Source organism: Selenomonas sp. CM52, from assembly GCF_000292955.1.
GTDB lineage: Bacteria > Bacillota > Negativicutes > Selenomonadales > Selenomonadaceae > Selenomonas.
Genome location: NZ_ALNM01000046.1, coordinates 58,653 through 73,565 on the forward strand (window position 1 = coordinate 58,653; position 14,913 = coordinate 73,565).

Annotated in this window: 16 protein-coding genes; 13 read left to right on the forward strand and 3 right to left on the reverse strand. The window is 59.6% G+C overall.

Annotated features, from left to right (window positions below; genetic code table 11):
* Nucleotides 1-6 precede the first annotated feature (6 nt).
* A complete protein-coding gene (locus HMPREF1153_RS10845) occupies nucleotides 7-1,317 on the forward strand; it encodes a dicarboxylate/amino acid:cation symporter (RefSeq protein WP_009646971.1) in 1,311 nt (436 codons plus the stop codon).
* Nucleotides 1,318-1,336: 19 nt separating this feature from the next.
* On the opposite strand, the gene HMPREF1153_RS10850 is transcribed toward HMPREF1153_RS10845, so the two are convergent.
* Both HMPREF1153_RS10850 and HMPREF1153_RS10855 read right to left on the reverse strand, forming a co-directional pair.
* Complete coding sequence (locus tag HMPREF1153_RS10850) at nucleotides 1,337-2,518, reverse strand: multidrug effflux MFS transporter (RefSeq protein ID WP_037370620.1); 1,182 nt, start codon at nucleotides 2,516-2,518, stop codon at nucleotides 1,337-1,339.
* Between the two features lie 527 nt (nucleotides 2,519-3,045).
* On the reverse strand, nucleotides 3,046-4,524 hold the full coding sequence (locus HMPREF1153_RS10855; protein ID WP_009646970.1) for a class I adenylate-forming enzyme family protein: 1,479 nt from the start codon (nucleotides 4,522-4,524) through the stop codon (nucleotides 3,046-3,048).
* A 199-nt stretch (nucleotides 4,525-4,723) separates the two neighbouring features.
* Between HMPREF1153_RS10855 and HMPREF1153_RS10860 the strand changes: the two genes are divergently transcribed.
* The 12 genes from HMPREF1153_RS10860 (at nucleotide 4,724) to HMPREF1153_RS10915 (ending at nucleotide 14,324) form a co-directional block, all read left to right on the forward strand.
* Entirely contained in the window at nucleotides 4,724-5,752 is a 1,029-nt protein-coding gene (locus tag HMPREF1153_RS10860; protein ID WP_009646958.1) for an ABC transporter substrate-binding protein, read from the forward strand.
* A gap of 110 nt (nucleotides 5,753-5,862) precedes the next feature.
* Nucleotides 5,863-6,084 carry a hypothetical protein gene (locus HMPREF1153_RS10865; protein ID WP_009646993.1) on the forward strand — a complete coding sequence of 74 codons (222 nt, stop codon included), beginning with the start codon at nucleotides 5,863-5,865 and terminating at the stop codon, nucleotides 6,082-6,084.
* Nucleotides 6,056-6,661: a zeta toxin family protein gene (locus tag HMPREF1153_RS10870; protein WP_009646960.1), complete on the forward strand. Its 606-nt coding sequence runs from the start codon at nucleotides 6,056-6,058 to the stop codon at nucleotides 6,659-6,661. Before HMPREF1153_RS10865 ends, HMPREF1153_RS10870 begins: the two co-directional genes overlap by 29 nt.
* 188 nt (nucleotides 6,662-6,849) lie before the next feature.
* Nucleotides 6,850-7,065 carry a preprotein translocase subunit SecG gene (secG, locus tag HMPREF1153_RS10875; protein ID WP_006193800.1) on the forward strand — a complete coding sequence of 72 codons (216 nt, stop codon included), beginning with the start codon at nucleotides 6,850-6,852 and terminating at the stop codon, nucleotides 7,063-7,065.
* Nucleotides 7,066-7,212: 147 nt separating this feature from the next.
* On the forward strand, nucleotides 7,213-7,962 hold the full coding sequence (locus HMPREF1153_RS10880) for an alpha/beta hydrolase (RefSeq protein WP_009646948.1): 750 nt from the start codon (nucleotides 7,213-7,215) through the stop codon (nucleotides 7,960-7,962).
* 23 nt (nucleotides 7,963-7,985) lie between these two features.
* Nucleotides 7,986-8,411 carry a PaaI family thioesterase gene (locus tag HMPREF1153_RS10885; RefSeq protein WP_009646965.1) on the forward strand — a complete coding sequence of 142 codons (426 nt, stop codon included), beginning with the start codon at nucleotides 7,986-7,988 and terminating at the stop codon, nucleotides 8,409-8,411.
* Nucleotides 8,398-11,001 carry a ribonuclease R gene (gene rnr / locus HMPREF1153_RS10890; RefSeq protein WP_009646931.1) on the forward strand — a complete coding sequence of 868 codons (2,604 nt, stop codon included), beginning with the start codon at nucleotides 8,398-8,400 and terminating at the stop codon, nucleotides 10,999-11,001. The genes HMPREF1153_RS10885 and rnr overlap by 14 nt, the downstream gene beginning before the upstream one ends.
* A gap of 55 nt (nucleotides 11,002-11,056) precedes the next feature.
* On the forward strand, nucleotides 11,057-11,533 hold the full coding sequence (smpB, locus tag HMPREF1153_RS10895; protein ID WP_009646954.1) for an SsrA-binding protein SmpB: 477 nt from the start codon (nucleotides 11,057-11,059) through the stop codon (nucleotides 11,531-11,533).
* Entirely contained in the window at nucleotides 11,517-11,894 is a 378-nt protein-coding gene (locus HMPREF1153_RS10900) for a type II toxin-antitoxin system RelE family toxin (RefSeq protein WP_232208287.1), read from the forward strand. Before smpB ends, HMPREF1153_RS10900 begins: the two co-directional genes overlap by 17 nt.
* Entirely contained in the window at nucleotides 11,891-12,094 is a 204-nt protein-coding gene (locus tag HMPREF1153_RS10905; protein ID WP_009646980.1) for a hypothetical protein, read from the forward strand. The genes HMPREF1153_RS10900 and HMPREF1153_RS10905 overlap by 4 nt, the downstream gene beginning before the upstream one ends.
* Nucleotides 12,095-12,244: 150 nt before the next feature.
* Nucleotides 12,245-12,547 carry an ArsR/SmtB family transcription factor gene (locus HMPREF1153_RS10910; protein ID WP_009646990.1) on the forward strand — a complete coding sequence of 101 codons (303 nt, stop codon included), beginning with the start codon at nucleotides 12,245-12,247 and terminating at the stop codon, nucleotides 12,545-12,547.
* Nucleotides 12,548-12,599: 52 nt separating this feature from the next.
* Nucleotides 12,600-14,324, forward strand: coding sequence for an FAD-dependent oxidoreductase (locus HMPREF1153_RS10915; RefSeq protein WP_009646953.1), 1,725 nt, complete (start codon nucleotides 12,600-12,602; stop codon nucleotides 14,322-14,324).
* 73 nt (nucleotides 14,325-14,397) lie between these two features.
* Here the strand turns inward: HMPREF1153_RS10915 and HMPREF1153_RS10920 are convergent, their stop codons facing one another.
* On the reverse strand, nucleotides 14,398-14,880 hold the full coding sequence (locus tag HMPREF1153_RS10920) for a pyridoxamine 5'-phosphate oxidase family protein (protein WP_009647010.1): 483 nt from the start codon (nucleotides 14,878-14,880) through the stop codon (nucleotides 14,398-14,400).
* Nucleotides 14,881-14,913 lie beyond the last annotated feature (33 nt).

Genomic DNA, 14,913 nt, shown 5'->3' on the forward strand with positions numbered 1-14,913 from the left:
GGTATCATGTCGGAAGAAAAGAATCATGCGGCCGTCGAGGAGACGGCGCAGGCGGCGATCGCAAAGAGCCGCCAAAACGGACAGGGCAAGCAGTTTGTCCTGTGGTTTCTCGCGCTCATTGTCGGCGCCGGCCTTGGCTGGCTGAACGTCGGGCCTTTGAACGAACTGTTTGATTTCGTTGCGACGGTGTTCACGCGCCTCTTTCAGTTCATCGCCGTGCCGACCATCGCTCTCGCTGTCATCACGACGCTTGCGGCGCTTGGCGCGAAGAAGGATACGGGACGCATCTTTGCCCATGCTGTCACTTATACACTGTTGACGACCATTTCAGCGGCGACGGTCGGACTTGCACTCTATGTGTGGATAGCGCCGGGCAACTTGCCCGCTGAGATCATCGGAGCAGGTACGGCCGATGTGCCGCAGAAGCTTGGGACGCTTTCCTACTATGACCACATCCTTTCGGTCATTCCGAACAATTTGCTGCAGCCGTTCCTCTCGGGCAATGTGCTCTCCGTCATGTTGATTGCGGCATCTGTCGGGCTGGCGCTCGCCTTCATGCCAAAGACGGAAAATCGTGCCGTGCTGTTGAAGGCGCTCCATGGCGCACAGGAGCTTCTCTTCACACTGATCCGTGCACTGCTCTACGTTCTGCCCGTCGGCATCCTCGCATTTGCCGCGCAGCTATCGGCACAGATCGAAGCTGGTGTCATCGTCGGTGCGCTCGGCAAGTACACGGCTGTCGTCCTCGGCGGCAATCTCATCCAGTTTTTCATCATCCTGCCGCTCTTCCTCCTCGTGCGCGGCCTCAATCCGCTCCATGTCTTCCGCAAGATGGCGCCGGCCGTCGCTGTGGCGCTCTTTACGAAGAGCTCGGCGGGCACTTTGCCCGTGACGTTGGCTTCGGCGGAAAAGAATCTCAAGGTGAATCCGACTGTCTCGCGCTTCGTCCTGCCGATCTGCACGACGATCAACATGAACGGCTGCGCGGCCTTCATCCTCGTGACCTCGCTCTTCGTCATGCAGAATGCGGGCTTTGAGATTACGCTCGGCACGATGGTCACGTGGCTCTTCGTCGCCGTCCTCGCCGCCGTCGGTAATGCGGGCGTGCCCATGGGCTGCTACTTCCTGACGCTCTCCTTGATGTCTTCGCTCGGTGCGCCCTTGGGGCTTATGGGCGTGATTCTCCCCATCTACACGATCATCGACATGATCGAGACGGCGGAGAACGTCTGGTCTGATGCCGCCGTCTGTGCCATGACGGATCACGATCTCGAAGGAACGCTCGACGACGAAGAGGTACACCCAGCGGAAATTTGAAGGAAGTACGAAGGCGTCCTCAGCCGTTTTTGACGTTGCTGTAGAAGACGATTGCGCCGAGCGCGTAGCCAGTGAGCATGAGAACTGCCATGGGAATCGCCGTATGGTCTCCTGCGATGCCGACGAGGGGCATCATGACGCCGCCGAGCACCATGGAGAAGAAGCCGATGAGAGCCGACGCTGCGCCTGCGTTCCTGCCTTGGCGTGAGAGCGCGAGCGAGAAGCTCGCCGTGCCCATGACGGAGAGCGGTACGACGGTGATGAAGAGCAGGACGATGGTGAGCGCGAGCGGGGCAAATCCCGCAAGGAGGGAGGCAAGGAGGAGCGCACTGGAGACGAGAGGCACGAGGAGTGAGGCCTTGAGCATGGAGATGTCCTTGACGCGTCCGGCGAGGCGTGCGGGCAGGAGTCCCGCGAGGAAGAGTCCCGTGCCGATGCCGCCGAAGATCAGGCTGTAGCCTTGCGCCGAGACGCCGTAGATGTTCTGAAAGACGAAGGAAGAGCCGGCGATGTAGGAGAAGAACGCGCCGAAGACGAAGCACTGCACGAGGCAGTGGCCGAGAAAGTAGCGGTCGCGAAGGAGCGTGGGAAAGGCATGGAAACTCGCCGTCATGCTCTTTTGGCGCTTCCCTTCGGCCAGCGTCTCACGCGTTTTGAGCGTCCAGACGGCGAGGAGGACGCCGATAGCGGCGAGCACGGCGAAGACGATGCGCCACGAGGAGAAGACGAGGAGCTGTCCGCCGGCGACGGGAGCGAGGATTGGCGCGAGTCCGTTCACGAGCATGAGGATGGACAAGAAGCGCGTGAGCTCGACGCCCTCGGCTACGTCACGCGCGATGGCACGCGCGATGACGATGCCGCTCGCGCCCGCAAATCCCTGCAGAAAGCGCAGTGCGAGAAAAGGTTCGATAGAGCTTGCGTAGAAGCAGCCCGCCGAGACGAGGGCGAAGGCGACCATGCCCGCAAAGAGCGGTCGTTTGCGCCCGTACATATCGCTCAAAGGCCCGAGGAAGATCTGCCCGATGGCCATGCCGAGCAGCGTCATCGTCAAGGTCAGCTGCGTCGCCGAGGTCGAGGCGGAAAATTCTGCTGAAAGCTCGGGCAGAGCAGGCAGGTACATGTCGGTCGCCAGCGGCGCCATAGCCGACATTATGCCTAGAAAAATAGTCAGGCTTATGCGACGGCGTTTTGTCGTTTTCATAAGTACACTTCTTTCTAGCAGGTATTCCATTAAAATACAGAGGGAACAGGGTTTTCCAGTTCGAGGGTCGTCGGATTGAAAAAAATTAGAAATCGTTGGCTTTATCCCTTGACTAAACCATTGTCCTAGAGTATAATTAAAAACAAGAACAGAAGCTCCGTCGGACTTCCGGAAAAGCGGGATACGACGGAAGCCCAAGGGATGTCCTCCGCCATAGGGGACAACAATCGGGTGGAGCCGAGGATTGGAACTGACCTCGCACAGCGTGCAGTACATTCGTACAAATCGATGGCTTTCAGCAGCCCGCGTCTCCCTTACAGGAGAAGCACGATGCACACGGCGCGGATCAAGCCGCTCTTGGTACCCGTGGGGAGGGCGTCCCGTCCAAGACCTCATCTCTTCATTTGCGCCGCGCCCTGCGGCGCCTTTTTTTGTTTGTGCAGAACCGTAAATAGAAAGAAGGGACGGGAAAGCCCCGCCCCTTCCTCGCTTGCCGCCCTGCGCGGCATTTTCTTTTTGTGTGGGCCTCACTTATCCTCGCGATAGAGGCGTGCGATCTCGCGCTTGGCAATCTTTCCGGTCGAGGTGCGCGGCATTTCGGGAATTTGGCAGAACTCGCGCGGCACCTTGTAGACGGCGAGATTTTTCTGCAGGAACTTCTTCAAGGTGCGCATGTCGACCTCTTCGTTCTTCTTGACCGTGTAGTAGCAGGCGCCCGCTTGCCCGCGCAGAGGATCGGGAATGGCGATGACGGCGGCGTCCTCGATGCCGGGGAAGGAGTAGACGAGCTCTTCAATCTCGCGCGGGTAGACGTTCTCGCCCATGCTGATGATCATGTCCTTGATGCGGTCGACGATGTAGACGAAGCCGTCCTCGTCCATGCGCGCGATGTCGCCCGTATGCAGCCAGCCGTCCTTGAGTGCACGAGCCGTCGCCTCGTCCTGATGCCAGTAGCCCTTCATGACGGTTGGCCCTTTGACGAGCAGCTCGCCCGCCATGCCTCGTGCGAGTTCCGTGCCGTCGGTGTTGGCGATGATGACCTCAAGCCCCTTCATGGGCACGCCGATAGAGCCGGGGCGGTAGTGACGCGGCGAGTCCATCGTGACGACGGGAGAGGCCTCGGAGAGTCCATAGACCTCGTAGATCGTGAGGCCGAACTTTTCGCGGTAGGCCGCAGCGATTTCCTGCGGCAGCGCCGTGCCGCCGATGCCCGTCAGGCGAAGGCTCTTGAGGTCTTCCGCATCTGCCTGACGCGTGAGGATGGCGCAGACGGAAGGCACGGCGTACATGATAGTGACCTTCTCGTCGCGGATGGCGCGGATCGTCTCCTTGGGCATGAAGCCGTTGACGATGACGATCGTGCCGCCGGCTGTGAGCGTCGCAAGGACGGAGCACGTCCAGGCGAAGCAGTGGTACATCGGCAGCACGCAGAGAACCTTGTCGTTCGGCGTGATGGAGTGATGCTCCATGACCTGATGCGCGTTCGTGCACTGGTTTCGATGACTGAGTACGGCGCCCTTGGGGGCGCCTGTCGTGCCCGAGGTGTAGATGATGACGCAGGGATTTTCCTCTGAGAAGATGTTCGAAAGCTTCGGCGCGGGCATGGCGCTTGCGGGCTTCATGACGTCGAGGAGGGGCATCTGATGAAGCTCACCGCCGTATCCCTGCTGTCCGAGGTGGGATTCGAGGGGAAGCTCCTTTTCCGTCACGAGGTGACGCACGCCCGCGTCCTTGATGATGTAGGCGACTTCGCGCACGCTGAGCTGGTAGTTGAGCGGGACGGCGACAGCGCCGAGCGAGTTCACAGCGAGGTAGGCGATGAGGAGTTCGACGCGGTTATGGGAAAAGAGCGCGACGTGGTCGTGCGCACGGATTCCGGCGGCGTAGAAGCGGTCACGCGAGGCTCTCAGGGCTTCGCGCAGTTCGTCGTAAGTGATGCGGCGACCGCGGTCGATGACGGCGATGTCTTCGCCGCGCCCGTTTTGCAAGATTTCGTGCAGTAGCATGGAACACATCCTTTATCTCTGAAAAAAACATTGCTCATAGCTGAATTTTAAGGCCTAAAGGTCTATAAGTCAACTGAAATTATCATTGTATGGATTGACAAAAACGGTGTTCGATGCTAGATTTAAGATAGTATTAAGTTATGCCTTGGATAGTGGATGTTTATGCCTGTATCAAGGAGTGCGAAAAGGAGAGAGCGATATGAGGAAAATCTTTGCCTTGCTGCTTGCTGCATTCGTGGCGATTGCAGCTGCGGGGTGTACGACGAATGGGCAGGACGCGAGCAAGGTCGGCAGCGCAGAACCGGGTTCCGGAAACCGCAAGATCACGATGGGCTACTCGCAGATCGGCGCCCAGTCCACATGGCGCGCCGCGCATACGGCGTCGATCAAGCAGGCGGCGGAGGATGCGGGCATCGAACTGCAGTTCTCCAACGCGGAACTCAAGCAGGAGAATCAGATTCGGGCGATCCGCTCGTTCATCGCGCAGAAGGTCGACATCATCGCCTTCTCGCCCATCGTGGCGACGGGTTGGGATGAGGTGCTGAAGGAGGCGAAGGCGGCGAAGATTCCCGTGATCATCGTCGATCGCGACCTGCAGACGAACGACGATAGCCTCTACGTCATGCGCATCGGCACGGATTCCGTGCGCGAAGGGCGCGAGGCGTTCCGCTGGCTCGACGGCTATATGTTGGCCAAAGGGAAGAAGCCGCGCGACGGCGGTGCGAAGTTCAACATCGCCGAGATCAAAGGCCCTGCAGGTTCGTCCGTTGTCGAGCGACGCGACACGGGCTTTCGCGATGAGATGACGGCATCGCCGAACAAGGACGCCTATGAGATTCTCGTCGCACAGAACTCGACGTTCCAGAAGGACGGCGGCAAGCAGGTCATGACGGAGATGCTCAAGAACTACAAGGACAAGATCGACATTCTCTTCGCGCAGAACGACGACATGGCGCTCGGTGCGATCGAGGCGATCGAGGCGGCAGGCTTGAAGCCCGGGCAGGACATCGTGATTGTCTCGTGCGACGGCACGCGCGCGATCTTTCAGGCGATGATCGACGGCAAGAGCAACTGCACCGTCGAAGGCAACCCGCTGCAGGGTCCGCTCTTGATGGAGATGGCGAAGAAGGTCTTAGCCGGCGAGAAGGTCGAGCGCACGGTCTTCGTCAAGGACAGCGTCTATCCGGCAGAAATCGCCCCGATGGCGATACAGGAAAGAAAATATTGACAGGAGGGGCTGTCGCACATGCATTGCTGTGCAACAGTCCCTTTTCGTTGAAAACGGAAAGGGAAATGTGATATAGTGGCAGTTAGGGGAAGATTTTTGAAGGAGGCGGCATGATGGCAACAGATGCAATCACGGATGAAATGGTCGTGCGACGTGTTGATGCGGCGGTGCGTATTGCGCTTGAGAAGAACAAGGCTATGGGGGTGCCAAGCATCGTCTATGATCGCAAGACGCAGAAAATCTATGAACTGAGAAGCGATGGCACGCGCGTCCCCGTGGCGGAGCGTGCGCGGAAGGGGCGTTATGGTGAGCAGCACGCGGAAGAAACCTGAAATTGTCCTTTTCGCCGGCCCTAATGGATCGGGCAAGAGTACGTTTACAGAGGTTCTGCGCCCCATTATGGACTATATCAATGCCGATGAAATCAAGAAGAATCTTAAATGCAGCGACATCAAGGCTGCGCAGATCGCAGAACATCAGCGCGAAGAATGTCTAAGCAAGCTGCGCGATTTTTGCTTCGAAACAGTGCTCTCCACATCACGCAATCTGTATTTGCTTGAGCGGGCAAGGGATGCGGGCTATTTTATTCGTTGCTATTATGTTTTGACTGCAGATCCACGAATCAATGTATACCGTGTGAAGATGCGCGTAGCTTCAGGAGGGCACGATGTTCCAGAAGAGAAAATCTATACGCGCTATGATCGTGCTATGGCTCTTGTTCCTGCGGTCGTAGCGGTGAGTGACATTTGCCATATTTACGACAATTCGGAGGCGCAGGCATTCCGTATTTTTAAGAAGCGAAAGGATGTGTGCTTTTTTGATGAATGCGATGACTGGAGAAGGAAAAATATTGAGATTTTAACAGGGATTGCGAATATGGAGCGGAAAAACTTGAATCATCGCATGTAGTTTGCATGAGAAAGCCAATCGGTCTGCACTTTCGGCTTGACCTCTTGGGGCTTCATAAGAAAAAGGCGCGGCGCTTGATGGCCGCGCCTTTTTCTTGACTTCTCGGGCTTTCATGATAGAATAGTATAATAAGGAGGAGAGGAGAGACTCTCTGATCTGGAGGAGGTTCACTTTTGCTTACGTTATTGATGGTGCTTGATGCGCTTGTCGCCATACTTCTGATTGTTGCCGTCTTGGGGCAGGAGCCTAAGTCTGCGGGCATGGGCGGCTTCGACGGGGGCGGCGGCGATACCGTGTTCAGCGCGAAGGCGCGCGGCATGGATGCGCTCTTGGCGCGTGTGACAGTCGTTCTGGCGGTGCTTTTCGGTGCGATTACGCTCGTGATTGCCAAGATGACGATGTAGGGCGGCCATAGAGCGCAGAGGGGTTCTGCGCTTTCTTGGCAGCTGTTTGCGGCGGACGCTCGGCAAAAGGCCGGGCGTTTCTTTCTATTGGAGGGGCGCGGCCTGTGGGGCTTTTCTGGCTACAGCCGTCGAGGGAGGGGTGCGGCGATGATCATCGAGGGAGCGGAGCCTTTCCTTTTGCCGGGCGGCCCGCACGGCGTGCTGCTCCTGCATGGCTTCACGGGCATGCCGCCCGAGATGCGGCTTCTCGCCGAAGCCCTTCATCGTGCAGGTCATACGGTGCTTTGCCCGCGCCTCGCCGGGCACGGCACGAGTCCCGAGGATTTGGCACATACGGACGCTGAGGACTGGTACGATTCGGCTCTCGATGGCTATGCGATCCTTTCAGGGCTCGTGCCGCGCATTTCTGTTGTCGGCCATTCGATGGGGGCTTTGCTCGCGCTCCGTCTCGCGGCGCAAAAGCGTGTCACGGGTGTCGTGACGCTCGCAGCACCGATCTTCATTGATGAGGGGCGCGGCATGAAGCACCTGCCGCCGCGCAGCGCGTGCATCGGCAGGTTTCATCCGAAACTGCGCAAGTCTCTGCGCGACGTGCCCGAGTTCTGCAACGTGACGTATGACAGGATGCCGCTCGTCGCCATCCACGAACTCGTCGGCTTTATCAAGCATGTCAAGGCGCTGCTGCCAAAGGTATATGCACCGCTCCTCCTCGTGCACTCGCTGCACGATCGCACGGCGCACAGGAGAAGCCTCCGCTATATCTATGACCATGTGGGGGCGGCCCATAAGGAAGTTCTTTGGCTCGTGCGCTCGGGTCATCTCGTGATGCTCGACGCCGAGCGACAGGCGGTCTTCCGGCGCACGGTATCGTTTTTGCGCGAGATGGGGAGCGTTTGAGAGAATGGGGAAGGAAACGATTTATGCCATACGAAAAGATCGGGCAGGGTGAGGACTACTGCTTCGCCTGCGGCCCGAAGAATCCCATCGGGCTTCATTTGGAGTTTCAGCTGGTGGACGGGAAATTTCGGGCGCGCAAGGCGCTTGCATCCGAGTACCAGGGATACAGCGGCATCGTGCACGGCGGCATCGTCACGACGCTGCTCGATGAGGCGATGGGCGGCTATCTCTACGATGGACTCGGCGAGCGGGCTGTGACGGCGCGTCTGGCCGTGCGCTATCGAAATCCTGCGCCCGTCGGCGAGGAGCTTTTGATCGAGGGATGGGAGGAGAGCCGCCGCAAGGGGTTCGTGAACATGCGCGCCAAACTTTCGCTCGCTGACGGCACTGTGCTTGCGGAAGCGACGGCGAAGATGGCGCTGGTAGGAGAAATGAATGGAACAAAATGAATTGCAGGAGCGCATCGTAAACTACATGCGCACGGCGGCGTACAAGCCGCTGACGGCGGACGATCTCGCCGCCGCCATGAATCTCGCGCAAGAAGAACTCGCGCTCTTCTGGACGGCTTTGGAAGAGCTGGAGAAGACCGCAGCCGTCATCAAGACTCGCCACGAACGCTTCGGCGTGCCCGAGCGCATGAATCTCGTCGTCGGCAGGCTCTCGATGTCGGCGAAGGGATTCGGCTTCATCATCCCCGAGGTGCGCGAGAAGGAGACGGACAGCGACATCTTCGTGCCGGGCGTGAGTCTTGGCGGCGCGATGAACGGCGACCGCGTCGTCGCGAGGATTTCGCCGTCGGAGATTGCCGGACGCTCGCGCGAGGGCGAGATCATCCGCATCGTCGAGCGAGCCAACGAGCAGATTGTCGGCACGTTCGAGGAGAGCCGTCACTTCGGCTTTGTGACTCCCGATGACAAGAAGATCGGGCAGGACATCTTTATCCCTAAGGGCGCCGTGCATGGCGCAAAGGCGGGCATGAAAGTCGTCGTGCGCATCACGAAGTGGCCGGCGGGCAGGAGGAACGCCGAGGGCGAGGTGGAGGAAATCCTCGGCCGCGCGGGCGAGCCGGGCGTCGACGTGCTCTCCGTCATGAGCCAATACGGGCTTTCGGAGGAGTTTCCCGCCGATGTGGCGGCAGAGGCGGCAGCGATTGAGGACGCCGTCTCACCCGAAGAATTCAGCGGCAGGCGCGACCGCCGCGGTTTTCGCATCGTGACGATCGACGGCGAGGACGCGAAGGACTTGGACGACGGCGTTTACGCCGAGCGGCGCGCGGACGGCAGTTTCTTCCTCGGCGTCTACATCGCCGACGTCAGCTGGTATGTGCGCGAGAATTCGCCGCTCGACCGCGAGGCGCGTGCACGCGGCACGAGCGTCTACCTCGTCGACCGCGTGATTCCCATGCTGCCGAAGAAGCTGTCGAACGGTATATGCAGCCTGAACGCGGGCGAAGACCGCCTGGCGATGGCGTGCGAGATGGAGATCGGCGCGGACGGACTCGTCAAGAGCTACGAGATCCTGCCCGTCGTCATTCACGTCTATCGCCGCCTGACCTATACGCTCGTCAACGAGATCTTCGCCGAGGGAGCGGATGCGGTGCGCACGGAGAATGCCGACCTCCTGCCGCTTCTCACGCCTCTTCGCGAGGTGCATGACGCGATGGAAAAGGCGCGGCATGAGCGCGGTTCCATCGGCTTCGACGTGCCCGAAATCAAGGTGAAGCTCGACGAGAGCGGCAAGCCCGTCGCGCTCATCAAGCGCACGGGGTCGCTCGCGGAGTCGATGATCGAGCAGTGCATGCTCGCGGCGAACGAGACCGTCGCGGAGCACATGGAGAAGAAGGAGCAGCCGTTCCTCTACCGCGTGCACGAGCAGCCGTCGGACGAGAAGATCGAGCGGCTGAACAATCTTCTGGCGACGTTCTCGCTGCACCTCGTGCCGAACGAGGCGGGCGAGGTAGCGCCGAAGGACGTGCAGCAGGTCTTGGAAAAGGTCAAGGGAAGGCCTGAGGAGCGCATCGTCAGCGCCGTCTCGCTGCGCTCGATGCAGCAGGCGCGTTATGCCGACGCGCCGCTCGGTCACTACGGACTCGCTGCGCGTCACTACACGCACTTCACGTCGCCGATCCGCCGCTATCCCGACCTCATCGTGCATCGCCTGCTGCGCGAGACGTTTGCGACGGGCACGATCGCGTCTGAGCGGCAGGAACGCCTGAGGAGCCTCCTGCCCGAGATTGCTGAGCACACCTCGGCGCGTGAGCGCATCGCCATCGAGGCGGAGCGCGAGACGCAGGACATGAAGAAGATCGAGTACATGGCGCAGTTTGTCGGCGACGCTTTCGATGCCGTCATCAGCGGCGTCACGGCGTTCGGCATCTTCTGCGAGCTGGAAAACGGCGTCGAAGGACTCGTGCACGTATCGAGCATGGTCAACGACTACTACGAGTACCGCGAAGACCTCTACGCGCTCGTCGGCGGTGCGACGCACGTCTCCTACCGCCTCGGCGAGCCTGTGCGCGTCGTGCTCGTGCGTGCCAATATCGCCGAGCGCAACCTCGACTTCATCTTGGAGGACAACGGCGTCTTTGTCGCCGCGAAGAAGAAGCCCGAGGAAGGCGACGTAAAGCGCGGTGAATCTTTGAAAGAAAAGGGCGCGAAGAAGGACGCACGCTCGAAAAAGGGCAGAGGTCGGAAGGCGGCGAAAGAAAAGCGTACGGATGAGATCATCGCCGATGTGAAGGGCGACAAGCGTCCGGAGAAGACATCCGCCCCTGTGGAAACGGGCGAACGCAAGCCGCACGGCAAGGGACATAAGGGTGCGAAGCCGCACGACAAAGGGCGCGGCGCGAAGCGGCCGGAAAGATTCCAGGCGGAAAGGCAGGGCGCTCTCGCCGACGAGTCGAGCAGCAGCCGCCCCAAAGCGTTCTGGATGAAGCCGCCGAAGGACTTGCGCAAGAAGGGCAAGAAGTCTGCGCCCAAGCCGGAAAAGAAGCGCCGCCCGCACAACAAGACGCAGCGAGCGACGGCGAACAGCGATTGATGCAGGGATGCTGCAGGAAGCGGCGATTGCCGCATAAGGAAGTAGGGGGGAAGCGATGGGACGCAAGAACGACGGCATGAAGATCGTCGCGGAAAACCGCAAGGCGCGTCACGATTATTTCATACATGAAACCTTTGAGACGGGCCTCGTGCTGCAGGGCACGGAGGTCAAATCCCTGCGCGCGGGAAGAGTGAACCTCAAGGACAGCTTCGCCTCGATCAAGAACGGCGAGATCTTCGTGGAGAACATGCACATCAGCCCCTACGAGCAGGGCAACATCTTCAACCACGAGCCGCTACGGAAGAGAAAGCTCCTCATGCACAAGGCGGAGATCGTCAAACTCTTCTCCAAGACGCGCGAGAAGGGCTTCACGCTCGTGCCGCTGAAGCTCTACTTCTCGAAGGGCAGGGCGAAGCTCGAACTCGCACTCGCCAGCGGCAAGCACAATTACGACAAGCGCCGGGATCTGGCGGCAAAGGCCGCCAAGCGCGACATCGAGCGCGCCTTGAAGGATCATGGCAAGGGTCGGTGAATACAGCAAAAAGAGATGGCATCCGCCATCTCTTTTTGCTATAATTTCCTTAGCGGAAAGGATCTTGCGACTTGATGTTTGCGGCTTTGGTGAGAAGAGGAATCCATCCATGAAAATACAATATGCAAAACTTGCGGTAAAGAGCATTGAGACGATGGACAGGCCGACGAAACAGCGCATCAAACAGGTAATTGAAGGTCTGCCGCAAGGCGATGTGAAACGACTCAAGGGGAGTGACGGACTCTATCGGCTGCGCGTTGGAGGCTGGCGAATCGTATTTTCATATCCTGCAAAGGATACGCTCTTGATTGAAAAAATTGCGCCGCGAGGCGATGTCTACAAGGGAGGTTTCCTGCTATGACGGTAAAAGCTCAGATTGTGGAGATGATAGAGTTCATTCCGGACCGCGAATTGCCGATTCTTCTGGAGGTCGTGAGGCGATTCTTGCCGAAAGAGATGGAGGATTTTGCGTCAGAGGACGACAGGGAGGCGCATCACATCGCTATGCAGGAATATATGCGTGGAAAAACCGTATCGCATGATGATATCGACTGGGAGTAGCCGGTATGTTGACAACTCGATTAAATGCGTTGCTTGCTGGACGGACGGATTTTTCGTATTTGCTGAAATCGCTCGATGAGGGGGAGTTTTTCTTGACATATAAATCGCTATATCGTAATATATAAATATAACGATTTTGGAGTTGATTCTATGGCAGAAGATCGAGAGCTTGCACGCGCGGCCGAGATGCTCAAGGCGCTCTCGCATCCCGTGCGCCTCTGCATCGCGCGCGGGCTTTGGCAGAGCGGCGGCTGCAATGTGGCGCACATGCAGCAGTGCCTCGAAGCGCCGCAGTCGACGATTTCGCAGCATCTCGCGAAAATGCGCGCCGTCGGCATTATCGAGGGCGAGCGCAACGGGCTGGAAGTCGTCTATCGCCTCAAGAGCCGGGCAGTGGAGCAGCTGCTCGAAGGGCTTTTCTGCAAGGAGAAGAATTATCACGATATGGGCTGATTTCGCTCTTTCGACGAGCGAAGCGCGGCGGCACAGAAGGAGGCATATTCGTATGGAAATGAAAAAGGAACAGGCAAAGCGCTATGTGATCGTCGGCGGCGTGGCGGGCGGGGCGACGGCGGCGGCGCGACTCAGGCGCTTGGACAAGGATGCGAAGATCGTGCTCTTTGAGCGTGGCGAGCACATCTCCTTCGCGAACTGCGGCCTGCCATACTATGTGGGCGATGAGATCAAGGAGAGCGAGAGCCTGCTGCTCATGACGCCCGAGCTGTTTCGCGAGCGCTTCGCCGTCGACGTGCGCACGGGAAGCGAGGTTGTGCGGGTCGATGCGGAAAAACGCCGCGTCCAGGTGCGGACGGCGGCGGGCGAGACGTATGAAGAGCCGTACGACGCGCTTCTTCTGTCGCCCGGAACAAAGCCTCTGCGCCCGCCGATTCCAGGCATCGAAAGCCCGCGCGTCCTCGCGCTTAGGAGTGTGCCCGACGCCGAGGCTCTGCGCCGCCTGGCGGATCAGTATGCGGCGACGGGGCGTGCCGTCGTCGTGGGCGGCGGCTTCATCGGCGTCGAGATGGCGGAGAATCTTCGTGCGCGCGGGCTTTCCGTCACGCTCGTCGAAGCGGCGCCGCATGTGCTCGCGCCATTTGATGCGGACATGGCGAAGATCGTGGAAAAAGAGATGAACGAGAACGGCGTCGGACTCGTTCTCGGCGATGGCGTGAAGGAGTTCAAGGAAGAAGCGCAGGGCGTCCTCGTGCGCCTTGCGAGCGGGCGCGAGGTCGCGGCGGACTTCGTCGTGCTCGCCATCGGCGTGAGTCCCGACACGGGATTCTTGAAGGCGAGCGGCATCGCGCTCGGCGAGCGCGGCCACATCCTCGTGAACGAGCGCATGGAGACGAGCGTGCCCGAGGTCTACGCCGTGGGCGATGCCGTGCTGACGCTCGACCGTCAGACGAAGAAGGCGGGCGCTCTGCCGCTCGCAGGGCCTGCGAATCGGCAGGGGCGTATCGCCGCCGACAACATGGCGGGCAGGCGGCGCGTCTATGACGGATTCGTCGGCACGGCGATCCTCAAGGTGTTCGGTCTCGCGGCGGCTTCCGTCGGCAAGAACGAGCGCACCCTTGAGCGTGAGGGTCTATCCTATGGCGAGGATTACCGCGTCGTGAAGCTTCATCCGCTCGCGCATGTCGGCTATTATCCGGGCGCTCAGACGATGACGATGAAGCTCCTCTATCGCACGAAGGAGTCTGTCGGCAAGATTCTCGGGGCGCAGATCGTCGGTGCGGGCGGCGTGAAGGCGCGGATCGACGTACTCGCGGCGGCGATCGCCATGGGCGCGGACACGGATTTTCTGACGAGTTTGGAGCTTTCCTACGCGCCGCCATTCGGCGCGGCAAAAGATCCCGTGAACATGGCGGGCTACATGGCGGAAAACGATCTCGCAGGCCTCGTGCGCTTCCTGTCCGCAGATCGCCTTAAGGAGGCGCGAGAAGAGGGCGTGCGCGTGCTCGACGTGCGCACGGAGAGCGAGCTTTCCCATGCGCCAGCCGCATCCGACGCGCAGATTCCGCTCGACGAGCTGCGCGAGCGCTTCTCGGAGCTTGACCGCTCGCAGCGCTGGGCGGTGCTCTGCAAGGTCGGGCAGCGCGCTTATACGGCGGCGCGTTTCCTTCAGCAGGCGGGCTATGACGCAGAGGTCATCGCGGGCGGCTGTACGTCGCTGAAGATGGAGGAATTCGAGGCGTCGCCCGTGGCCGCCGCGCCTGCGAAAGCCCTTTGATGCGACGCTTATATGATGAGGAAGGACAGCCCTGCAGCATCCCGAGGATGGTGCAGGGCTGTCCTTTTTTTCGCTATACGAGATCTTTCCCTTTCTTGCCCGTCAGGTGCTCGATCTTCAGCTCGACCATGTTGAAGGCTGGCCAATGCTTTTTGATCTCTTCATCACAGGCTTCGGGATGGCCGGGATAGTAAGCCTCGCCGAGAAATTCCGCCGCTTCGCGCTTTTCCGCGTCGCTCTTGAGGACGCGCAGCCTGCCGAAAGCGATGACGCTGCGGTATTGCGTCAGAAAGCGGTGCGGCACGACTTTGTCCTCGGCAATGATGCAGAACGACGCCTTGTCACATCGCTCGATCGCCGTCATCTTGTGACCGACGCGTGCCGTGTGAAAGAGCAGGCGTTCCTTTTCCTCGTCGTAGGCGAAGCTCATGGGCACGGCGTAGGGATAGCCGTTTTCGCCCGCGAGCGCGAGCACGCCCGAGGTCGCTGCCGCGAGGATGTCGCGGGCTTCTTCATCGCTCATCTGTTGATTCTTGCGGCGCATTTCTCTGAACATGGCAATCGTCTCCTTTTGAGGAAGCATGAAGAA